Here is a 19526-nt window from a genome sequence, read left to right on the forward strand (position 1 = left end):
CCGGTCCACAGACGGGCCGAGACAGCCAGGATGGCGCGTCCTCACCCCAGGATTCCGCCCCTGACGGCGGCGCGGCTCGGCCCGCCGCTCCCTTGTTCGAAGGATCCAAGATGAACACCACGCCTTCCTCGTCGTCGTTCAAGCCCGACATCCCGCGTCGCGTCGTCGATATCCCGGGCGCGCCCCGCCGCCGGTTCGGCGAGGGCGAAGGCTCCGTCTCCGGCGGCGCCGCTCCTTCCACGGGCTCGGAACATGGCCGCAAGCTGATCGTCGGCCGCGACATCTCCCTCTCGGGAGGTGAGATCAGCGCCTGCGACCATCTGGTCGTCGAAGGCAGGATCGAAGCCAAGATCTCCGATTGCCGGACGATCGAGGTCGCGGAATTCGGCACCTTCAAGGGCAGCGCGGAGATCGATGAGGCCGACATCGCTGGTCATTTCGAAGGCGAACTGACCGTCTCGGGCCGTCTGCGCCTGCGCGGCACCGGCACCGTCTCCGGCTCCATCCGCTACGGCGAACTGGAGGTCGAGGCCGGCGGCAGGCTGATCGGCAAGCTCGATCCCATCGGCGGCGCTTCCGCTCCGGCGAAGCCGTCGGTCGTCTCCAGCGCTTCGCGCGAGACGGAAAAGCCCCGCGAAGCCGCGGCGGCCGGCGAGGCGGGCTAAGAGATCCTCTCATTTTGAGCCTGTCGAAGGATGTGTGCCCCACATGGTTCGATAGGCTCACCCTTCCCCTTTTTTTGGTCATTCCGGGCTTGACCCGGAATCCATGGGCCGTTCCCGCTTCGTCGCCGGCGCGAGAATGATCGCCGCCTTGGCGGCTATAGACATCGTATGGATGCCGGATCGGGGTCCGGCATGACGATTTTTGAAGAAAAGAATGCGGACACAGGTGATTCGACAGCCAGCCGATCGAGGGTGATTGACGGCGGGTTGCGATCCAGCCGATCCTCCGGCCCATGCCGGATACCCTCTCCCCCTCCGCTCTCCACACCGACGCCCTCGTCTGGGACGCCCATAGCTGCCTGCCGCTGAAGCCGGGGATCGATATCGTCCCGGCGCTGGAGCGGCATCGGCGGGCGGGGGTGGATTTCGTCTCGATCAATGTCGGGATGGATTTCAACCCTTCGGCCGACGTGCTGGCCGTCCTGGAGGATTTCCGGCCTCAGATCGAAGGTCATTCGGACCGGTTCGCCCTCGCCGGCACGGCGGCGGAGGTCGGGAAGGCCAAGCGGCAGGGGAAGCTCGCCATCGCGTTCGACCTGGAAGGGTCGGACATGCTGGATGGCGATCTCGGGATGCTCCGCCGCTACCGCGATCTCGGCGTCCGGCAGATGCATCTGGCCTATAACCGCGACAATGCGGTCGGCGGCGGCTGCCACGGCGCCGATATCGGGCTGACCGCCTTCGGCCGGAAAGTGGTGGCGGAGATCAACGCGCTCGGCATCCTCATGGATTGCTCCCACACCGGCCATCGGACCAGCCTGGAGGTGATGGAGATGTCGACCCGGCCGGTCGTCTTCTCCCATGCCAACGCCAGGGCGCTGGTCGACCATCCCCGCAACATATCGGACGAGCAGGCGAAGGCCTGCGCCGCGACCGGCGGGGTGGTGGGCGTGACCGGCGTCGGCCTCTTCCTCGGCGATCCGGCGGCGGGAACGGCGGCGATGGTCCGGCAGGTCGATTATCTCAGCGAGCTGATCGGCCCAGGCCATGTCGGCATCGGCCTCGATTTCGTCTTCATCCGCGGCGTCGATGACGACCCGCCGGGATTCGACCCATCGCTCTGGTGGCCGGCCGGCAGCGGCTACGCGGATTTCGACCAGATGGCCTTCGCTGCGCCGGAACAGCTTCCGGAGCTGACGGAAGCGCTTTTGGCCGGCGGCCACGGCGAGGCCGAGGTGAAGGGCATCCTCGGCGGCAACTTCCTGCGCGCCGCGAGGGAGACCTGGCCCACGGCCTAATAATGTCCCGATAGCTCCCCCTTATGCGCAATTGTCCCGCCCCTGCGGCGGGCCTTAGATGGTTGCGCGTTCGGAACGAAGGTGTGGGAGGGGGCGATGGTGCTGGTCTTCTTTGCCACCAACCGGAACCTCGTCGGCACGAAGGGAAAGCCCGATTTCGGGGAGGGCTTCAACGAGGACGGCCCGGCGGCGATCCGGTTCGGCTTCGCCGAGGTCCCGGTGTCGGCGGCGAGACCCGATCTCGATGCCATCGCGATCACCGTCGCGGCTGAGAAGATCAATGTCAGCGACGAGTCCAGCCGCGTGCTGGGCAGCGATATCGTCTTCACCCAGATTCGGGCGAAGATGCTGGCCCATTCGCGCGACACGCTGGCCTTCCTGCACGGCTACGCCAACTCCTTCCGGTCGGCGCTCCACCACGCCGCCCGGCTGAAGGCGATCTACAAGCATCCCTTCAACATGTTCATGTTCTCCTGGCCATCGAACGGCCGGATGGTGCCGTTCATGGACTATTATCTCGACCGGACGGACGCCAAATCCTCCAGCCTCGCCATGGCGCGGACGCTCATCAAATATCGCGACTTCCTGGCCGAAGGGGACCGCGCGCGCTGGTGCGAGCAGCGGCTGCATCTCCTGGCCCATTCGATGGGCAACTACGCGCTGCGGCACGCCGTCCAGGGCTTCAGGTCACAGGCGGCGTCCCTGCCACGGATGTTCGACCAGGTGATCCTGACCGCCGCCGATGAGGATCACGACACGTTCGAGCATGACCACAAGCTGCGCTGCCTGCCGGATATGGCGGAGCGGGTCACGGTCTATTTCAACAACCGAGATCTGGCGCTCAGGGTCAGCGACGGGACGAAGGCCAATCCGGACCGGCTGGGATCGAACGGGCCGCGCCTGCGGGACGGGCTGCCGCTCAAGATCAGCCTGGTCGACTGCCAGCGAATCTCGCCCGATGACCGGCCGTCCGATGCGCCGAAGCGGGACTGGAAGGAACACAACTACCACCGCGACAGCGCGACTGTGGTCAAGGACATCACCGCCGTCCTGAAGGGCGGGATGTCGGACGCCATTCCCGGCCGGGCGTACGTGCCGGAGATCAGGACCTATAGGCTGTAGAGCGCGGAAAGTACGCTATTTGAATGCGGAGCGCGTCGTCTCCCGCCACTGGCGGAAATCCAGGACGAAGCCGAAGGCGGTGAGGCTTTCCCAGATCGCCGGGACGCCGCGGATGATGCAGAGCGCGACCGACACCAGGACAAGGCCGTAGCCGACCGGCTGGACGATGCCGGAAATCTGGGCCCAGAGATCGGGCCACAGCGCCGGCCAGGGCTGGAAGAAGAACAGCCAGGCGAACGCGATCGCCTTCACCGTGCCGTAGAAGCCGCGCATGAACCGGCCGGCGACCAGGAAGCGGCCAAGGGGAGAGCGCATCATGCCGAACGCCGTCTGGTGGCCCTCGCTGGCCGCCGCGAAGCGCAGCGCGTCGACCGTCGTTCCCCGCACCAGGAAGACGATGGCGACCCAGATGGGCACCAGCCCCAGATGGGCCAGCACCACCCACAGCACCAGCTCGACCACCCGGTCGATGGCGATGTCGAAGACGGAGCCGAAATTGGAGGATTCGCCGCGCTTCCGGGCGACATAGCCGTCCAGCCCGTCCAGCGCGATGATGAAGATCAGTAGCGGCGCATTGAAAAGCTGCCAGCCCGGCGCGCCCCGATAGGCCAGCCAGATCAGCGGAAACAGGAGGACGAACCGGAAGAGCGTTATGCAATTGGCCATGATCAGCGACCCCCCGCGACGACGGCGCTCAAGGACAGAGGCGTCGCGCCGCTTTCCCCTACCGCCTGTCAACGGCCGGGCCGGCTCAATGTTCCCGGGTCCAAATTCCCGAAGCCGGTCGCCGGTCGTGCAGAACGTACCCGTAGAGTAAGGCCTTTCGCGGCGCGATTGTCACGATGAAAACGACTCCGAGCGCCTCTTGGCGATGCGCAGCGTTATCTTCAAAAAGCCCGATTTGTTCTTGAATCCGCTGGAATTGTAGCGGATGACGATAGGTCATGACGTCACGCCTGAGCGCCGGAAACAGATCCCGTCCTTCCGCCCGGCCGGCCAGGAAGGCCGCCAAGGAAGCCAAACCCGCCCGCCGTTCGAATCGTGGCGGCGCGGGTGGCGGTTCCGGTCGCGGGCGGCGTCGCACCCCAGCCCGGTCACGACCACGCCGCTTCGGCTGGCGGGCCGTCGGCAAATGGTCGGCGCTGGCGGCGGTCTGGGGCGGCGTCTTCATGTTCGGGGTGCTGGCCTGGTTCGCCTATGACCTGCCGCCCATCGACGATGTCGCCATGCCGGAACGCCGGCCGGCCGTCACCGTGCTGGCCCAGGACGGATCGACCATCGCCCGATATGGCGACCTGACCGGCGACACCGTCCGCGTGGATGAGATGCCGGACCATCTGGTGCAGGCGGTGCTGGCGATCGAGGACCGGCGCTTCTACAGCCATTTCGGCCTGGACCCGCTCGGCCTCGCCCGCGCGGCGGTGGCCAATTTCCGCGCCGGCAGGGTCGTCCAGGGCGGCTCCACGATCACCCAGCAGCTCGCCAAGATCCTGTTCCTGACGCCGGAGCGCACCTACCGGCGCAAGGTGCAGGAGGCGATGCTGGCCGTCTGGCTGGAAGCGAACTACACCAAGGACGAGATCCTGTCGGCCTATATGAACCGGGTCTATCTGGGTGCGGGGACCTACGGCTTCGACGCTGCGGCCAAGGCCTATTTCGGCGTGCCTGCCTCGGCCGTCAATCTGCGGCAGGGGGCGATCCTTGCCGGCCTCCTGAAGGCTCCGTCGCGCTATTCCCCGGCTTCCTCTCCCCTGCTCGCGCGCCAGCGCAGCGAACTTGTCCTGACCGCGATGGTCGATGCCGGCTATGTGACGCGGGAGGATCTGGCGCGGCTGGACGACATCCCGCCGGTGCCCCGCCGCCGTCCCGGCGCGGGCCAGGGCGGCCGGTATTTCGGCAACTGGATCGCCGACGCGGTGCCCGACTATGTCGGGTCGACGGCCGGCGACGTGCGGGTGGCGACGACGCTCGACCGCGAACTCCAGGTGCTGGCCGAACGCGTGGTGGCGGAGCATCTCGCCCGATCGGGCGAGGAGGGGCGGGTCGGTCAGGCGGCGCTGGTCGCGCTCTCCCATGACGGGTCCGTGGTCGCCATGGTCGGCGGACGGTCCTATGACCAGAGCCAGTTCAATCGCGCCGTGCAGGCGCGCCGCCAGCCCGGTTCCGCCTTCAAGCCCTTCGTCTATCTCGCCGCGCTGGAACAGGGGCTGCGGCCCTACGAATCGGTGCTCGACGCGCCGATCGACATCAGTGGCTATTCGCCGGAGAACTATGGCGGCGGCTATCTGGGCCCGATCACCGCGACCGAGGCGCTGGCCCGATCGGCCAACACGGCGGCCGTCCGGGTGCTGGAGAGGGCGGGCGTCGGCAATGTCATCGACGTGGCAAAACGGCTCGGCATTTCCTCTCCGCTGGGCGAGGATCTGTCGCTGGCGCTGGGCACCAGCGAGGTCACCCTTCTGGAACTGACCGGCGCCTATGCTGGCCTTGCCCGCGGCGGGCAGGCTGTCTGGCCCCATGCGATCGAAACCATCACCGACCGTTCCGGCGAAATGATCTATCAGCGGCAGGGCGACGGTCCGGGGGAGACGGTGCGCCCCTGGCATGTCTCCGAACTGAACCGGATGATGTCGGCGGTGCTGGACATCGGCACCGGACGGGCGGCCGAGATAGGCCGTCCGGCGGCGGGCAAGACGGGCACGACCCAGAACTACCGCGACGCCTGGTTCCTCGGCTACACGGCCGACTACACGGTCGGCGTCTGGGTCGGCAATGATGACGGCCAGCCGATGAACCGCGTCACCGGCGGCGGCCTGCCGGCGCGCATCTGGCATGATTTCATGGTCGCGGCCCATGAGGGCCTGCCGCCGCGCCCGATACCGGGGCTGGAGACGCCCGTCCAGCCGCCGGACATCCCGATGGCGTCGGCCGCCTCAGCTGCGATCCCGGTTTCAACCCAGCCCGCCTCCGGCCGCGACGAAGGCGGCTTCGCTGCGCTGTTGCGGGACCTTCTGGGGAACTGACGCCGGAGATTGTTCGAGCCAGCCGCGTTGAGGCGAATTCATGACCTACGACGAGTTCAACGCAGTCTGCGGAGCGCTACCGGCCACCACCTATGTGATGCAGTGGGGTGGCTCCCACGTCTGGAAAGTCGGAGGCAAGGTTTTCGCGATCGGCGGCTGGCAGGACCAGGAAGCCAGCTTCACTTTCAAGGTCAGCGACATTTCCTACGAGGTGCTGACCGCCCAGCCCGGATTGCGCCCGGCTCCCTACCTTGCATCGCGGGGGATGAAGTGGGTCCAGCACTACGCGACGCCCGGCCTGTCGAACGCTGAACTCTGCGACTACATCCGTCAGTCGCACGTGATAGTTTCCCGCGGGCTTTCGAAGAAGAGGCGGTCGGAACTCGGGCTGGCGATGGCGTGAGTTTAGCCGCTGGATCCTACACTCCCAGCCTCGACAGCGTCGCCTCGATGGGGCGGGCGTAGGACGCATCCCAATATCGGACATGTACCAGCAGCGGATAGATGTTGTAGAGGTCGCGGCGCAGCTCGAAGAAATCCGGCGCCAGCGGCGCAAGCTCCCGATAGCGGTCGTAGAAGGCAGCGTCGAAGGTGCCGAACAGGGTCGGATAGGCCAGATCCATCTCCGGATGGCCGTGATGGATCGCCGGATCGATCAGCCCGACGATCCGGCCGCCGCGATGCAGCACGTTGCCGGTCCACAGATCGCCATGCAGCAGGGACGGGTGCGGCGGCTCATCGATATAGTGGTCGATCCGCGCCGCCAGCGCCTCCAGACGGTGGCGCAGCGCCGTCGTGACCGTCCCTTCCCTGTGGCCCTCGATCGTCATGTGCAGCAGCCGGTGGTCGCGGAAGAATGGGACCCATTCATCCGATTGCGGGTTGGGCTGCGGCAATTGCCCGATGACGGTGTCGTAGGGATAGCCGAAACGGTTGCGGGGGACGGCATGGAAGGCGGCCATCAGGTCGGCTGCATGGCGCTGGGCCTCAGCGCCTGGCGGGCCGGGCTCATGAGGCAGGAACTCAAGAAGCAGCAGATCGTCCTCGCCATGCAGCACGGCCGGCAGCGGCAGGTCAGAAAGGCGCGCCAGATCGTCCAGCATCGCCCGTTCGATCGCCAGATGTCCGGCCCCGTGCTTGACCAGGACGGAATCGCCGCCGGCGAAATCCGCCCGCATCACCTGGACCGTCGATCCGCCCTGCAGCGGGACCAGCCGCACCGGCCGCCGACCCAGCGTGGCCTCCACCCGCTCGGCGAGATCGGTCATCGGTGTGAAACGATTTCGCCACGGGTGATCGCCACCACGATGCCGTCGGCCCCGGCTTCGACCAAATCCAGCACCAGTTCGAAATCCGCCGCCTCGCCGTAATAGGGGTCGGGAACGTCCTGGAGTCCGCTTTCCGGCGCGAACTCGAGGAACCGACGCACCCGGCCCTTCGCCTCCGGCGGCGCGAGACGGGTGAGATCCCGTTCATGCTCCTGGTCCATGGCGAGGATCAGGTCGAATTCATCGAAATGGCTCGCCCCGACCTGCCGTGCCCGCAGCGCCGAAAGTTCGTAGCCCCGCGCCCGGGCGTGCTTCTGGGCGCGAGGGTCCGGCGGATCGCCGACATGGTAGCCACGGGTGCCGGCACTCAGCGTCTCGACCTTCTCCGAAAGGCCGGCCTCCGCCAGCTTGCGCCTCAGCACGCCTTCCGCGGTGGGTGAACGGCAGATGTTCCCGGTGCAGACGAACAGGATGCGGATCATGGGGAGCCTTCTTCAGGGGGAGAGATCGCGGTCGCCCGCCGGAGCCGGCTGGCGATGAGGAGATGCTTGCGGGGCCCCCGGACGCGCCAGAGGACGATCCAGCAGTTCGGGGACCGGATCGACACCCTGCCCCGATAGAGATCGGGGCCGCAATCATGCCGTGGCCGGGCGACGCTTCCGATCGGCTCCAGCCGGTGGAAGGGCCGGCCGTCGCCGAAGAAGACCAGCGCCGATCCCGGCTCCGGGAAGCGGTAGAGATGGGTCTGGTGGGCGGGGCCGACATGGTCGCCGAAGGTGAGGGTGCCGGTCTCATCATAGCGCAGCCCTTCGCCGTCCGGGACGAATAGCCCGGTCCCCAGGAACCGGCCGTCGATTCTCAGCCGGCGGTCCCGGAACAGCCGGTCGATCGTCCAGCGCCCGGCCAGCCAGGCGGCCAAATCGGTGTGCGAATCGACGCAGCGTGGCTGCGCGGGGGTGGGTGTCTGCGCTAATCTGTCCGGCATTCCCCGACCATAGCAGCGGCTTGCTCTTGCATCTCCCCGTGGATTTCTCATTTCTCGACATTGGGCCGGATGATCCGATCGTCATCCTCACCGGGGCCGGCATCTCCAGGGAAAGCGGCCTCGACACCTTCCGCGATCCCGACGGCATCTGGGCCCGGCACGATCTGGAGGAGGTGGCGACGCCGGAAGGATTCGCCCGGGACCCGAAGCTGGTCCACGCCTTCTACAATGCGAGGCGCCGCGGCCTGCTCGATCCCGTCATCCAGCCCAATGCCGCCCACCGCGCCCTGGCGCGGCTGGAGCGGGAATGGCCGGGAGGAACGATGCTGGTGACCCAGAACATCGACGATCTGCACGGGCGCGCCGGCTCCCGCCCCGTCCATATGCATGGAGAACTCCTGAAGGCGCGGTGCGGCCGCTGCGAGGTCGTGACGCCGTGCGAGGGCGACCTGTCGCCGGAGGATCGCTGCGCCGCCTGCGGCCAGACGGGCGGGATGCGGCCGGACGTGGTGTGGTTCGGGGAGATGCCGATGCATCTGGACCGCATCTATCCGGCGCTGGGGGAATGCGGGCTGTTCCTTTCGATCGGCACGTCCGGGACCGTCTACCCGGCCGCCGGCTTTGTCCAGGAGGCTTCGGTCGCGGGCCGGGCATTGGCGGTCGAGCTCAATCTGGAGCCGTCGGTCGGCGCGACCCTTTTCGACCATGCCTTCACCGGCCCCGCGACCGCGCTGGTTCCGGCCTTCGTCGACGCACTGCTGGCCCGCCGATGAACCCGACGCTGGACGATATCGCCGCCGAGGCGCGCGCCTGCCGCGTCTGTGCGGAAAGCCTGCCGTTAGGCCCCCGGCCGGTGCTGCGCGTCGGCGCGGGCGCGCGGCTGTTGGTCATCGGCCAGGCGCCGGGGACACGCGTGCATGAAACCGGCATTCCCTGGAACGACCGCAGCGGCGACCGGCTGCGGGACTGGCTGGGCGTCGGCCGGGACGCCTTCTATGACGAATCGCGCATCGCCATCGTGCCGATGGGGCTGTGCTATCCGGGCGTCGACCGTAATGGCGGCGACCGGCCGCCACGCCCCGAATGCGCGCCGCTCTGGCATCCGCGCCTTCTGCCGCTGATGCCGTCGGTCGAACTGACACTGCTGATCGGTAGCTATGCCCAGGCGCGCTATTTGGGCAGCGAGCGGGAGCGGACGATGACCGCCACGGTCGCCTCCTGGCGTCGCTACGCGCCCGCCTTCCTGCCGCTGCCCCATCCAAGCTGGCGGAACACGGCGTGGCTGAAGAAGAATCCCTGGTTCGCCGAAGATGTGTTGCCCTATCTCCGCGACCGGGTGGCCCGGCTGCTCTAGATTATCGGCAGGATAAGGTCCGGCACGTCGGTGATGATGCTGGAGACGCCGAGATCCAGCAGCACCCGCGCCCGGGCCGGATCGTTGACCGTGTAGGCCAGGACGGGAAGGCCGGTGTCGATATAGTCGGCCAGGGATTCCGGCGTCTCCCGCTCATGCCCGACATTCAGCGTCGCGGGCGTCAACCGCCGCACATTCTCCCGCCAATCGTCCGGCCTGTCCCAGATCAGATAGCCGCGCGGCCAGTCGGGCGCGCTCAGGGTCGATTGCTCCAGGCTCGCCAGCGCGAAGGAGGAGATCAGCGGCGCGGGTTTGTCGGCCGGCCAGAGGGCGCGCGCTGTTTCCAGCACGATTCGCGCCGTCTCGATCTCGCGGCCGGGGCAGGGCTTGATCTCGATATTGACGGCGAGGCCGATTTCGAGCGCCAGCCGAAGCCCTTCCTCCAGCGTCGGAATCCTCTCTCCCGCGAACTCCGGTCCGAACCAGCCGCCGGCGTCGAGGGCGCGGAGCTCATCGACATCCATGTCGCGGACCGCGCCCGATCCGTCCGTCGTGCGGTCCACCGTCTCGTCATGGATCAGCACGGGCACGCCGTCGCGGCTCAGCTTCGCGTCGAATTCGATCATCGTCGCGCCCAGTTCCCGCGCTTTCCGGAAACCGGCCAACGTGTTCTCCGGCGCGCGCGCCATGGCGCCGCGATGTCCGATGATCTTGGGGAGTGTGAGCGTCATGTGGGTGGCCAGTGGCGTTGGAAGAACACCGGCCTTGGTAGGCGACGCCGGAGCGCCCGGCAAGGGGAACTAAAGTTTCAGCTTTCCTGCTTGGCCGGCTTGCGGGCGGAGGGGCTGGCCTCTTTCGCCAGCCGGGTGACGGTCATCGCGCCGCGCGGCGGCTCTCCCCGCATCAGCCCGTCCAGGCGGGCCAGCAGGTCGCGCCCCCGGTCGGTCAGGGTGACGATCTTCCGCCGCCGTTCCCGCGGGTCTTCCTTCGCCTGGACCAGATCGTGCCCCGGCTTGCGGAAGGAATGCCATTCCGACAGGGCCGCGACGTTGCGGGAGGCGGAGCTCTGGGCGATGCCCAGACGCTCCGCCAGATCTCGAATCGACAGCCCTTCATGCCGGGAAAGCGTCAGGAAGGAGAGGGCGTACTGGATCGGCATGTCGGGATCCAGCGTCCGCAGCTCCTCCAGCACATCGATCAGCCTGTCGATCCGCTCCTCGTTGTCCAGGCGGCCGACGTTCTCAGCGGCCGTAGGCGCGTCCGCTCCGGTCATCGGCCATGCTCCGAAGTCGCGGCGCCCAGGCGGCGGGCGTGTAGATCACGTTCAGCCGTCCTATCCACAGGATGATCTCCCGCCCATCGACAGCCAGGAGGAAGCGTCGGTCCGGTCGCGCCCATGTCGCATACTCAACGTAAAGCTGCCGGCCGCCGACGATCTTGATGAACCAGTTCATGTCTTCCCCCGGATAAATGGGATCGTTTCTTGATTGGGTGAGAGGCAAGGTGTGCGATGGCCGGGCCGAAGCCCTTCTCGCGGACGGCGCTCGAGCGCTGGGTAGTGGAGGTCATCTCGCCTCTCCTCATCCGGGGTTACGCCGCTAAAGGGCGCGGAAACGGGAAGCGGCTCGCGCTTCCCTTCGACATCAGAAGGCTTCCGATATCGGATAATTTAAGTCAACCGAAAAATCCGTGACGGCCGGCCTGATCGTCCCTCCTCGCAGGATTGGGCCGACATGGTTCGACGGGCTCACCATGAGGCTTTCTTGTTGGTCATTCCGGCCCCCGAGCCGGAATCCATGGACCATGACCGCTTCACCGGCGGGATGAAGCCCAGCGGTGCCTCTATCGACACCGTATGGATGCTGGATCGAAGTCCAGCATGACGACAATTGCGCCTCACCGCCTCTCGAACAGCGCGTAGAGCTGATGGCCACCGACGGCGAAGGGGTCGCCTTCCAGCGTGCCGTGGAGGGCGACCGTGTCGAAGCCGGCGGATTCGAAGAAGCGCCTTATCTCCGCGACGGTGTGGATGAAATGCTCGGCGTATCGGGTTTCGGCGCGGCCCTCATGGATGAAGGTGTAGGTCGTGTCCAACCGGCTTTCCGCCGCGACATAGTCGTGCTCGACCAGCATCAGCCGGTCGCCGACCGGATGCCACAGCCGCTGCTCCAGGTTGGGCAGGACGCTTTCCGCCGACATGGCGGTGTCCAGCACGAACCGTGCCCCCGGCTTCAGCGCCGCCGCCAGCGCGGCGGCGAATTGCGCGGTGCCGGCCTGCGTCAGGTAGCCGAAGCTGTTGCCGAAGCAGAACGCGCCGTCGAAGGGCGGTTCGGCGGGGATTTCCCGCATGTCGTCCTGCCGCCAGTCGATCTCCACGCCGGCCTTCGCGGAAGCCTGCCGCGCCTCAGCGATGAAGTCGGCGGCAAGGTCGATGCCTGTCAGTGCATAGCCGCGCTTTGCCAGCGCCACCGCCAGCCTTCCATTGCCGCAGGGCGCGTCCAGCAGCCGTCCGCCCTTGGGCGGCCGCAGCCATCCGGCGATCGCCCTCGCCTCCGCCGCCGTGACGCGCGGCGTCATGGCCTGCCGCCAGACGGCCAGCGTCTCCCCCTGAAAGAAATCCCGATACCATTCGCTCAAAGGAACCCGCCCTCCGGTGCGACCTTCTTCGTCTTCCCGGAAGCTATAGGGGCTATCGCCCCGGCGCCAGCCGACGATAGGTCAGCGCCTCCGCGACATGAATACGGCGGACGACCGAGTCGCCCTCCAGGTCCGCCAGCGTCCGGGCGACGCGCAGCACGCGGTGATAGCCCCGCGCCGACAGCTTCATCCGCTCCGCCGCCTGGGTCAGCAGCGCCCTGCCCGGCTCGTCGGGCGCGGCGACCCGCTCCAGAAGCTCGCCATCCGCCTCCGCATTGGTCGCCGGCCGGCGGTCGGCGGGCTCGGCGCGGTAGCGGTCGGCCTGGACGGCGCGGGCGGCCGCCACCCGCCCGGCGACCTCCGCGCTGCCCTCCGCCGGCGGGGGCAGGGAGAGGTCGGCCGGGCTCACGGCGGGCACGTCGACATGCAGGTCGATCCGGTCGAACAGCGGGCCGGAGATCTTCGCCTGATAATCCTGCGCGCAGCGCGGCGCGCGGGCGCAGGCGATGGCGGCATCGTCCAGATGGCCGCAGCGGCACGGATTCATGGCCGCCACAAGCTGCACCCGGGCCGGATAGGTGACATGGGCGGCGGCCCGCGCCACGGCGGCGCGGCCGGTCTCAAGGGGTTGGCGCAGCGCCTCCAGCGTCTGGCGCTGGAATTCCGGCAGCTCGTCCAGGAACAGGACGCCGCGATGGGCCAGCGACACCTCCCCCGGACGCGCCCTCTGCCCGCCGCCGACCAGCGCGGGCAACGAAGCCGAATGGTGCGGGTCGCGGAAGGGCCGCTGGCGCAGCAGCTTGCCGTCCTCCAGCAGCCCCGCGACGCTGTGGATCATGGAGACTTCCAGCGCCTGCCCGGCCTCCAGCGGCGGCAGCAGCCCCGGCAGCCGGGCCGCCAGCATCGATTTCCCCGATCCTGGTGGACCTACCATCAGCAGATTGTGCGATCCGGCGGCGGCGATCTCCAGCGCGCGCTTCGCCGTCTCCCGGAATTATGGCGCAGATGATCCCAGACGGCGGATTAGCATCTCGAGAACGTCTGGTAGGATGGAAGGGGTCGGAACGTAACGACGACCCCTTCCATCCTACCAGACGCCGCTGCACAGATGTCCCGTGTTGTCATCGCTGCCTTGGTCGATCGCCGTCAGAATATTCTGCGCGAGATGTCTTTTATGCGGGAAGAGATCAGCCGCTGCGAGAAAGCCCTTGAGCACCTCGATGCATCTATCCGTCTAATCGACCCAACCTTTGATTTCTCCGCTCTCAAGCCGCCAAGACGAACGACCCCGGACGAGGTTTTTCGGCCCGGTGAGACCCCGCTTCTGGCACTGGACATCCTCCGGGAAGCGCCAAAGCCGATGTCCACCACGGACATCGCCAGGCGTATGCTCGAGGGGCGCGGTTCCCCCCGTGTCTCGCCCAGGCAGTTCGAGACACTCAACCGCAAGGTCAACGCTGTCTTGAACACCAAGTTTCGCCAAGGTGTCGTCCGCAAGACCGGACGCGTTCAGGGCGCCAATAGAGCGGTACTCTGGGAGGCGATCTCTTCCTGAGACGGTGATGGCTTGCTAGGCCGCCCAGCGCCATGGCTCGAAAGGCTCAAGCGGGGTCCAGATCAACGGTCGTATGTCGACCTTCCGGTCTCCCTGCTTGCCATCGGGTCGCGCCTGCCAGCGGCCAGTCCAGACCCGCGACACCGGATGCATCAGCGCCATCTCGCCGAGTTCCCGGAACACGTCGCCGTTGGGGCAGCGCCTGCGATCTCCCCGGTACGCCATCTCGTGAGCGTAGTTCCCCAGATATGGTCCGCAGATCCGGTGGTGGATGCCATTCTCGGATCGCCGCAAACGGCTATGGGTGGACTCCGCGGCGTTGGTGTTCACGTCGCCGCGGGCGTACTCCCAGCGATGGTTGATCCGATGGACGGTGTACCTGGCGTGGAGGGCGTTGTAGGCCGCGTGTTCGTCGGCGACGATCGTGCTGCCGGGCTGGACGTGCCTCCCGACGGCCGCCATGACCGCTTCAGTCGTCTCGCCATCGACAATCAGGTTGATCGTACTGCCGCCCCGCTCGACCATGGTCAGAACGCACTGTTTGCGACTCCTGACCGCCGGTCGCCTGCCCTCGCGGCCGATATTGGGCGGCCGGATGTGTCCGCCCACGTAGGCCGCATCGATCTCGACGACGCCGCCGACCTTGAGGTCGTCCCTGGCGTCCCCGATGGCCTCGCGGAGCTTGTGGAGCAGGACGAAGGCCGACTTGTAGCTGATGGAGAGATCTCTGCGCATGTGCAGGGCCGCGACACCCTTGGCGCCGTTGGTCCACAGGAAAATCGCCATCAGGATGGTGCGCAGCGGAAGTTTGCGATTGTGCAGGATGGTGCCGGACGTCTCGCTGAACAGCCTGCGGCAGGCCGCACATTTGAGCCTGCCCGAGGCCATTTCGTAGATCCGGTCGTGGTCGCATCTCGGGCAGATCGGCTTGCCGTTGGTGTCCGGCCATCGCATCTGTCGGACGAGACGCCTGACCGCGGCGTCGGACATCGAGGCGACGTCGTCGATGCTGAGACTGACCGCCGCCGATGAGAGGAGAAAGTGCTGCATGGCCGCCGTCCTCCGCTTGGAATGCCGACGGCCCTTGTACTCTTTTTGTTCACGTCCGGCAATTGCCCCGGAGGAGCAATGGACCATCTCGTTCGCGATCGACGGCGCGAAGCGCTCTGGAGGAAGCGGGATTCCGCCGCTCATTCTGGCGCCTCCTCCCGGGGGATGTAATACCGTCCACGTCCGGCGGTACGAACCAGACCGAGAGCTTTGGCGGCGGAGAGCGCGCGCTGGACCGACGGCCGGAGGAGGTCGTGCCCCTGGGAGCGGGCATGGCGCATAATCTCGGTGACGGAAAGCGGACGCCCGGCCGCCTTGAGGATCTCGATGATCGGCCGTTGGGTAGCCGTCCGCTGGCGGTACTCGGATGCCTTGATCCGACTGTCCGAGACTGCGGCGGTGTCCGGCTCCTCGCCGTCCGGCTGGTCACCCAGGGTCCACGTCAGGCCGTCCTTCCAGCCCCGAGCGTACTCAAGGCGGAGGTCGATGACCGAGCACAGGTCGCGGACCTCCTTCTCCGTCTTCATGGCACTCTCCTCCGTTGCCCGTCCGGGATCGGCGGGCTTGACTTCATCGGAGTAGACTGCCAGTATCCAACCTGATTGTTGTGGCTGGATACTGGCAACCCTCCAGACAATTGTAAGAGAGCGGTCGTTGCAGCGACCGCTCTCTTCGTATTATCGCGAATGTGTCATGCTCTACCCATCACATGGTCTTCCGTGCGGCCAAGCAGCATGTGGCAATACGCAGTGGGAATCCAGCATTAATTTGCCGAAGGGAAATCCGGTCATCTTTTGACTTGCGTTTCCTTGACGCAACGCTATGGATTATTTTGCGTTTCTTGCCGCATTCGGCCATACAAATCCCTGGGTAGATGGGGCACCAACATGGACGCGCACGGGAATCACCGCCTCAAGGCGCCGCTCATCGACATCCTCAAGGAGATCCGCGCCCTCGAGATTTCCTTTGGCTGCCTGGCTAAGCACTGCGAGATTCGGCTGTCCTCCATCCGGCAGCAGGCGGAAGCACTCGAGGTCGAGCTACTCAAACTCGAGGAGACGGCAGCCTCTGGGCAAGGGAATGCGTCCGGGGCCGCCGCTGCTGAGGAGGACCGGCAACCGATCATCAGGGAGCTGCTCATCCAGTTGCTCGGGCAGGCCGGTCCGGACGGAGAGACGACAAAGGAATTGGAGCGGCAGGTGACCATTCTTATTCCCTGGGTCGCCTATGGCACGGTGCGCTCAACCCTCAGCAGGCTCGTGAATGCTGGCCAGGTCGAACACCCGGACCGCGGTCGCTGGAGGTTGCGCCGGGAAGTGACGCTGGAATGGTGACGTTGCGATAGCTGCTAAACTGCTGTTTTGTCAGAAATCAATTGAGATTCCGGGGTCATCTGCGCCATAATTCCGCCGTCTCCTGCCCCTTGATGTCGCGCAGATCCAGCGCCGCCGCACCCGTCTCCGCGATGCGCGGGGAAGGCTGGGACAGCGTCTGCGTGCCCTTGAAATGGTTGATCAGCGCCAGCAGGGTCGACGGGGCCAGCACCTCGATCCGCCCGCCCTCGTTCGCCGCCCAGGCAGCTTCGCTGCCGCAGGCGGCGGGACATATGAGCCCCAGATCCCGTGCCGCGGCGTTGACCGCGGCCGGCAGCACGCCCGCCACCGCCGTAATCGCCCCATCCAGCGCCAGCTCGCCCAGCGCGGCATAGCCCGCGACCTCGCCGGCCGGCAGCACGTTCAGCTCCGCCAGAAGGCCCAGCGCGATCGGCAGGTCGTAATGGCTGCCTTCCTTCTGCACGTCGGCGGGGGCCAGGTTGACGGTGATGCGCTTGGGCGGCAGGGCGATCCCCAGCGCGTGGAGCGCCGAGCGCACGCGCTCCCGGCTCTCGCCCACCGCCTTGTCCGGTAGCCCGACGACGGTGAAGCCCGGCAGCCCGCCTGTCGTCTGCACCTGCACGTCGATGGGCAGGACGTCGATGCCCTGGAACGAAACCGTATTGACCCGCGCGACCACCCTGCCCCCACCCTCGGTTCGCCTTTTCGGCGAGATTAGGGGGCGCGGATTCGCGAGGCAAGCACGGGATTTAGGTCAAATCACCCGCGCCGGGCTTCGATTGCATCCCACAGCGTCGCCTGGATCTTCACGCCGTCCAGCCGGTTGATCTCGTGGATGCCGGTGGGGGAGGTGACGTTGATCTCCGTCAGCCAGTCGCCGATCACGTCGATGCCGACGAAGATCAGCCCGCGCTCCCTCAGGGCCGGGCCGATGGCGGCGCAGATGTCGCGCTCGCGGGCGGTCAGCGTGGTCTTGCCGGCCTGGCCGCCGGCATGGAAGTTGGCTCGCGCCTCGCCTTCCGCGGGCAGGCGGCTGACGGCCCCGACCGGCTCCCCGTCCACCAGGATGATGCGCTTGTCGCCCTGGCGGATCTCCGGCAGGTATTTCTGGACGATCACCGGCTCCCGGTAGAGCAGGGTGAAGGTCTCCAGGAGCGCGCCCAGATTCTCGTCATCGGGCTTCAAATGGAAGACCCCGGCCCCGCCATTGCCGAACAGCGGCTTGACGATGATGTCCCGGTATTCCCGGCGGAAGGCCTTGATCTCCTCCAGATGGGAGGCGATCAGCGTCGGCGGCATCAGGTCCGGAAAATGGTTGACGAACAGCTTCTCCGGCGCGTTGCGCACATGGGCCGGATCGTTCACCACCAGCGTCCTTGGATGCACCTGCTCCAGCAGATGGGTGGCGGTGATATAGGCCATGTCGAAGGGCGGATCCTGGCGCATCAGCACGATGTCGACCTGGGTCAGGTCCAGCTTCTCCGGCGCGCCCAGCGTGAAATGATCGCCCCTGGCCGCGCGCACCTCCAGCGGCCTCGCCTCGGCATAGACCTCGCCTTCGCGGAAGGACAGGTGGCGGGGCAGGTAGTGGTAGAGCGCATAGCCCCGATCCTGCGCCTCCAGCGCCATGGCGAAGGTGCTGTCGGCGTCGATGTCGACGCTTTCGATCGGGTCCATCTGTATGGCGACGGCGAGGCTCATCGTGCTGAGATCTTTCGGAACGGGACGATGCGAAAAGAAAATGGAGCGGTCAGTTGAGGCGGGATTTCAGCTCCTGAAGCAGAACGGCCACATGGTGCTGCGCCACATCGTCGGTGCTGAGTTGCGTAAAGGATTCCAGCGACCTTATGGCCGCCGAGAGGTTGCCCAACCGGGCCTGCAGCAGGCCGGCCTCGCGCCACAGGATGGGCTCGCCCGGTGCGATCAGCAACATCGCGTCGATGATGTCCAGCGCGCGGCCGTACTCTTCCGCCTTCAGGAACCGGACCTTCAGATTGTTCTGGAGGCGGATCAGGATGCCCCGGTCGGTCAGGGGCGCGTAGTCGCGGGGCGTCAGCTCCGCCTCTATGCCCGCCATCGTCTTCAGAAGGTCGCGCAGCTCCGCCGTGCCGCGCGTCCGGCCGCCATGGAAGGGGTCCAGGATGGCGCGGCTGCCGTCCCGCTCCAGCCGGACGAGGAAATGGCCGGGGAAGTTCAGCCCCACGATCGACCAGCCCTGGGCGCGGGCGGCGTGGATATAGAGGATGCCGAGCGCGATCGGCAGCCCGCGCTTGCGGTCGATGACCCGCATCAGATTGCCGTTCTGCGGGTCGTCATAGGTCGCCTGATCGCCCTCATAGCCGTGGGTCCGGGCGAGGACTGACCGCAGCGCCTCGGCCGCGCCTTCCGCGCCCGAAGGCGCGGCGCCGGCGGCTTCGCGCACCTCCCCGGCCAGCACCGCCAGATGGTCGCGATAGCGGTCGAGCGGAACGCGCGGCCGGTCGAGCGCGGCCAGCGTCAGCGCCGCGTCGGCGAGGTTCAGCGCCTCGTCCGGCGTCTCCCCCACCCGGGAGAGGGCAGCGCGGATCTCGTCGGATGCCGGCAGCGCGTTCACGAGGCCTGGTTTGCCGCCGGGTCGGAGACGGGCTCGCCCGCCATGCGGACATAGGGCACGACCCGCTGGACGTAGGGGATGTTCCGCGCATGGGCGATGACGCGGTCCAGCTCTGCCTGGTTCTGGGCGATGCCCATGATGTAGATCGTCCCCCCGACCGTATCGATGCTGTAGTTGAGCGCGCTGACCGAGCCGTCGAAGGCGAGCCGGGAGCGAAGCTGGGTGGAGATCCAGGCGTCGCGCGCATAACCGGACAACCCTCCGGAGTCCGCGACCTGGATCTCGTTGATGACTTCCTTGACGCCGTCGACCTGCCAGACCAGCCGGATGGCTGTCACCCGCTCCTCCGGCGTCGGCACCTGGCCGGTCACCAGCACCCGCCCCTCGGTGACGGTGAGGGAGAGGCGGTTGTACATCTCCAGATCTTCGCGCAGCCAGAGATCGTTGATCGAGATGCGGATCGCCTGGTCGCTGATCGCGTCCGACACGCTGCGTTCCTGCGCCGCCGCCGTCCCGCCGGCGGCCGCCGTCCCGGCGACGCCGAGGGTGACCGGATCGCAAGCTGTGGTCAGGAGGATCGTCGCCAGCGCCGCGCCCGCTCCAACGCCGCCCTTCCCGAAACGCCCTGCCCGTCGGTTCATC

General features: G+C 67.0%; 22 protein-coding genes and 2 pseudogenes. 9 read left to right on the plus strand and 15 right to left on the minus strand.

Annotation, left to right across the window (positions count from 1 at the left end):
• Window positions 1–110: 110 nt before the first annotated feature.
• The 3 genes from AAFN89_RS04545 (at window position 111) to AAFN89_RS04555 (ending at window position 3085) form a co-directional block, all read left to right on the plus strand.
• Window positions 111–665, plus strand: coding sequence for a polymer-forming cytoskeletal protein (locus tag AAFN89_RS04545; protein ID WP_347536388.1), 555 nt, complete (start codon window positions 111–113; stop codon window positions 663–665).
• 293 nt (window positions 666–958) lie between these two features.
• On the plus strand, window positions 959–1963 hold the full coding sequence (locus tag AAFN89_RS04550; RefSeq protein ID WP_347536390.1) for a membrane dipeptidase: 1005 nt from the start codon (window positions 959–961) through the stop codon (window positions 1961–1963).
• Between the two features lie 96 nt (window positions 1964–2059).
• Window positions 2060–3085, plus strand: coding sequence for an alpha/beta hydrolase (locus AAFN89_RS04555; RefSeq protein WP_347536392.1), 1026 nt, complete (start codon window positions 2060–2062; stop codon window positions 3083–3085).
• 15 nt (window positions 3086–3100) lie between these two features.
• Here the strand turns inward: AAFN89_RS04555 and AAFN89_RS04560 are convergent, their stop codons facing one another.
• The gene (locus tag AAFN89_RS04560) at window positions 3101–3751 is read right to left on the minus strand and encodes a CDP-alcohol phosphatidyltransferase family protein (RefSeq protein ID WP_347536394.1); all 651 of its coding nucleotides are present in this window, start codon (window positions 3749–3751) and stop codon (window positions 3101–3103) included.
• Between the two features lie 278 nt (window positions 3752–4029).
• Between AAFN89_RS04560 and AAFN89_RS04565 the strand changes: the two genes are divergently transcribed.
• Window positions 4030–6108 (plus strand): PBP1A family penicillin-binding protein, encoded by a 2079-nt coding sequence (locus tag AAFN89_RS04565; protein WP_347536396.1) that lies wholly within the window; start codon window positions 4030–4032, stop codon window positions 6106–6108.
• Window positions 6109–6148: 40 nt separating this feature from the next.
• The gene (locus AAFN89_RS04570) at window positions 6149–6511 is read left to right on the plus strand and encodes an MmcQ/YjbR family DNA-binding protein (RefSeq protein ID WP_347536398.1); all 363 of its coding nucleotides are present in this window, start codon (window positions 6149–6151) and stop codon (window positions 6509–6511) included.
• A 16-nt stretch (window positions 6512–6527) separates the two neighbouring features.
• Here AAFN89_RS04570 and AAFN89_RS04575 read toward each other — a convergent pair whose 3' ends face one another.
• The 3 genes from AAFN89_RS04575 to AAFN89_RS04585 are packed head-to-tail and all read right to left on the minus strand — an operon-like array spanning window position 6528 to window position 8361.
• Window positions 6528–7376 (minus strand): fructosamine kinase family protein, encoded by an 849-nt coding sequence (locus AAFN89_RS04575; protein ID WP_347536400.1) that lies wholly within the window; start codon window positions 7374–7376, stop codon window positions 6528–6530.
• A complete protein-coding gene (locus AAFN89_RS04580; RefSeq protein WP_347536402.1) occupies window positions 7373–7858 on the minus strand; it encodes a low molecular weight protein-tyrosine-phosphatase in 486 nt (161 codons plus the stop codon). Before AAFN89_RS04580 ends, AAFN89_RS04575 begins: the two co-directional genes overlap by 4 nt.
• The gene (locus AAFN89_RS04585; protein WP_347536404.1) at window positions 7855–8361 is read right to left on the minus strand and encodes a DUF6314 family protein; all 507 of its coding nucleotides are present in this window, start codon (window positions 8359–8361) and stop codon (window positions 7855–7857) included. The genes AAFN89_RS04580 and AAFN89_RS04585 overlap by 4 nt, the downstream gene beginning before the upstream one ends.
• A 38-nt stretch (window positions 8362–8399) precedes the next feature.
• Between AAFN89_RS04585 and AAFN89_RS04590 the strand changes: the two genes are divergently transcribed.
• Together AAFN89_RS04590 and AAFN89_RS04595 are read left to right on the plus strand one after the other, a co-directional pair.
• Window positions 8400–9134 (plus strand): NAD-dependent deacylase, encoded by a 735-nt coding sequence (locus AAFN89_RS04590; protein WP_347536406.1) that lies wholly within the window; start codon window positions 8400–8402, stop codon window positions 9132–9134.
• Window positions 9131–9715: a uracil-DNA glycosylase family protein gene (locus tag AAFN89_RS04595; RefSeq protein WP_347536409.1), complete on the plus strand. Its 585-nt coding sequence runs from the start codon at window positions 9131–9133 to the stop codon at window positions 9713–9715. The genes AAFN89_RS04590 and AAFN89_RS04595 overlap by 4 nt, the downstream gene beginning before the upstream one ends.
• Here AAFN89_RS04595 and ugpQ read toward each other — a convergent pair.
• From ugpQ to AAFN89_RS04620, 5 genes and pseudogenes are all read right to left on the minus strand, one after another.
• On the minus strand, window positions 9712–10446 hold the full coding sequence (gene ugpQ, locus AAFN89_RS04600; RefSeq protein ID WP_347536411.1) for a glycerophosphodiester phosphodiesterase: 735 nt from the start codon (window positions 10444–10446) through the stop codon (window positions 9712–9714). The two genes, AAFN89_RS04595 and ugpQ, sit on opposite strands and share 4 nt — an antisense overlap.
• A gap of 77 nt (window positions 10447–10523) precedes the next feature.
• Entirely contained in the window at window positions 10524–10988 is a 465-nt protein-coding gene (locus tag AAFN89_RS04605; protein ID WP_347536413.1) for a MarR family transcriptional regulator, read from the minus strand.
• Window positions 10957–11169, minus strand: a complete 213-nt coding sequence (locus AAFN89_RS04610; protein WP_347536415.1) for a hypothetical protein — start codon at window positions 11167–11169, stop codon at window positions 10957–10959. The genes AAFN89_RS04605 and AAFN89_RS04610 overlap by 32 nt, the downstream gene beginning before the upstream one ends.
• 442 nt (window positions 11170–11611) lie before the next feature.
• Window positions 11612–12352 carry a class I SAM-dependent methyltransferase gene (locus AAFN89_RS04615; RefSeq protein WP_347536417.1) on the minus strand — a complete coding sequence of 247 codons (741 nt, stop codon included), beginning with the start codon at window positions 12350–12352 and terminating at the stop codon, window positions 11612–11614.
• Window positions 12353–12404: 52 nt separating this feature from the next.
• Window positions 12405–13343, minus strand: a pseudogene (locus AAFN89_RS04620) (YifB family Mg chelatase-like AAA ATPase); the annotation flags it as partial.
• 117 nt (window positions 13344–13460) lie between these two features.
• Here AAFN89_RS04620 and AAFN89_RS04625 point away from each other — a divergent pair.
• Window positions 13461–13907 (plus strand): hypothetical protein, encoded by a 447-nt coding sequence (locus AAFN89_RS04625; RefSeq protein WP_347536419.1) that lies wholly within the window; start codon window positions 13461–13463, stop codon window positions 13905–13907.
• A 15-nt stretch (window positions 13908–13922) separates the two neighbouring features.
• Here the strand turns inward: AAFN89_RS04625 and AAFN89_RS04630 are convergent, their stop codons facing one another.
• Window positions 13923–15101 carry an IS1595 family transposase gene (locus AAFN89_RS04630; protein WP_347536421.1) on the minus strand — a complete coding sequence of 393 codons (1179 nt, stop codon included), beginning with the start codon at window positions 15099–15101 and terminating at the stop codon, window positions 13923–13925.
• Window positions 15098–15484: a hypothetical protein gene (locus AAFN89_RS04635; RefSeq protein ID WP_347536423.1), complete on the minus strand. Its 387-nt coding sequence runs from the start codon at window positions 15482–15484 to the stop codon at window positions 15098–15100. The genes AAFN89_RS04630 and AAFN89_RS04635 overlap by 4 nt, the downstream gene beginning before the upstream one ends.
• 360 nt (window positions 15485–15844) lie before the next feature.
• On the opposite strand from AAFN89_RS04635, the gene AAFN89_RS04640 reads away from it, so the two are divergent.
• A complete protein-coding gene (locus AAFN89_RS04640) occupies window positions 15845–16291 on the plus strand; it encodes a hypothetical protein (protein WP_347536424.1) in 447 nt (148 codons plus the stop codon).
• 73 nt (window positions 16292–16364) lie between these two features.
• Here AAFN89_RS04640 and AAFN89_RS04645 read toward each other — a convergent pair.
• The 4 genes and pseudogenes from AAFN89_RS04645 to AAFN89_RS04660 form a co-directional block, all read right to left on the minus strand.
• Window positions 16365–16970: pseudogene (locus AAFN89_RS04645) on the minus strand (magnesium chelatase domain-containing protein); the annotation flags it as partial.
• An 80-nt stretch (window positions 16971–17050) separates the two neighbouring features.
• Window positions 17051–17992 carry a glutathione synthase gene (gene gshB, locus AAFN89_RS04650; protein ID WP_347536425.1) on the minus strand — a complete coding sequence of 314 codons (942 nt, stop codon included), beginning with the start codon at window positions 17990–17992 and terminating at the stop codon, window positions 17051–17053.
• 49 nt (window positions 17993–18041) lie between these two features.
• On the minus strand, window positions 18042–18884 hold the full coding sequence (locus AAFN89_RS04655; RefSeq protein ID WP_347536427.1) for a transglutaminase-like domain-containing protein: 843 nt from the start codon (window positions 18882–18884) through the stop codon (window positions 18042–18044).
• Complete coding sequence (locus AAFN89_RS04660; RefSeq protein WP_347536429.1) at window positions 18881–19525, minus strand: BON domain-containing protein; 645 nt, start codon at window positions 19523–19525, stop codon at window positions 18881–18883. The genes AAFN89_RS04655 and AAFN89_RS04660 overlap by 4 nt, the downstream gene beginning before the upstream one ends.
• Window position 19526: the final 1 nt, after the last annotated feature.

Origin of the sequence: Inquilinus sp. CAU 1745 (assembly GCF_039839375.1) — a bacterium.
Taxonomy (GTDB): Bacteria; Pseudomonadota; Alphaproteobacteria; order DSM-16000; family Inquilinaceae; genus JBDOQU01.

Coding starts and splice junctions, on each gene's coding strand:
- AAFN89_RS04545 (WP_347536388.1), top strand. CDS start 111: ATGAACACCACGCCTTCCTCGTCGTCGTTCAAGCCCGACATCCCGCGT.
- AAFN89_RS04550 (WP_347536390.1), top strand. CDS start 959: ATGCCGGATACCCTCTCCCCCTCCGCTCTCCACACCGACGCCCTCGTC.
- AAFN89_RS04555 (WP_347536392.1), top strand. CDS start 2,060: ATGGTGCTGGTCTTCTTTGCCACCAACCGGAACCTCGTCGGCACGAAG.
- AAFN89_RS04560 (WP_347536394.1), bottom strand. CDS start 3,751: ATGGCCAATTGCATAACGCTCTTCCGGTTCGTCCTCCTGTTTCCGCTG.
- AAFN89_RS04565 (WP_347536396.1), top strand. CDS start 4,030: ATGACGTCACGCCTGAGCGCCGGAAACAGATCCCGTCCTTCCGCCCGG.
- AAFN89_RS04570 (WP_347536398.1), top strand. CDS start 6,149: ATGACCTACGACGAGTTCAACGCAGTCTGCGGAGCGCTACCGGCCACC.
- AAFN89_RS04575 (WP_347536400.1), bottom strand. CDS start 7,376: ATGACCGATCTCGCCGAGCGGGTGGAGGCCACGCTGGGTCGGCGGCCG.
- AAFN89_RS04580 (WP_347536402.1), bottom strand. CDS start 7,858: ATGATCCGCATCCTGTTCGTCTGCACCGGGAACATCTGCCGTTCACCC.
- AAFN89_RS04585 (WP_347536404.1), bottom strand. CDS start 8,361: ATGCCGGACAGATTAGCGCAGACACCCACCCCCGCGCAGCCACGCTGC.
- AAFN89_RS04595 (WP_347536409.1), top strand. CDS start 9,131: ATGAACCCGACGCTGGACGATATCGCCGCCGAGGCGCGCGCCTGCCGC.
- ugpQ (WP_347536411.1), bottom strand. CDS start 10,446: ATGACGCTCACACTCCCCAAGATCATCGGACATCGCGGCGCCATGGCG.
- AAFN89_RS04605 (WP_347536413.1), bottom strand. CDS start 10,988: ATGACCGGAGCGGACGCGCCTACGGCCGCTGAGAACGTCGGCCGCCTG.
- AAFN89_RS04610 (WP_347536415.1), bottom strand. CDS start 11,169: ATGAACTGGTTCATCAAGATCGTCGGCGGCCGGCAGCTTTACGTTGAG.
- AAFN89_RS04625 (WP_347536419.1), top strand. CDS start 13,461: ATGTCCCGTGTTGTCATCGCTGCCTTGGTCGATCGCCGTCAGAATATT.
- AAFN89_RS04630 (WP_347536421.1), bottom strand. CDS start 15,101: ATGAGCGGCGGAATCCCGCTTCCTCCAGAGCGCTTCGCGCCGTCGATC.
- AAFN89_RS04635 (WP_347536423.1), bottom strand. CDS start 15,484: ATGAAGACGGAGAAGGAGGTCCGCGACCTGTGCTCGGTCATCGACCTC.
- AAFN89_RS04640 (WP_347536424.1), top strand. CDS start 15,845: ATGGACGCGCACGGGAATCACCGCCTCAAGGCGCCGCTCATCGACATC.
- gshB (WP_347536425.1), bottom strand. CDS start 17,992: ATGAGCCTCGCCGTCGCCATACAGATGGACCCGATCGAAAGCGTCGAC.
- AAFN89_RS04660 (WP_347536429.1), bottom strand. CDS start 19,525: ATGAACCGACGGGCAGGGCGTTTCGGGAAGGGCGGCGTTGGAGCGGGC.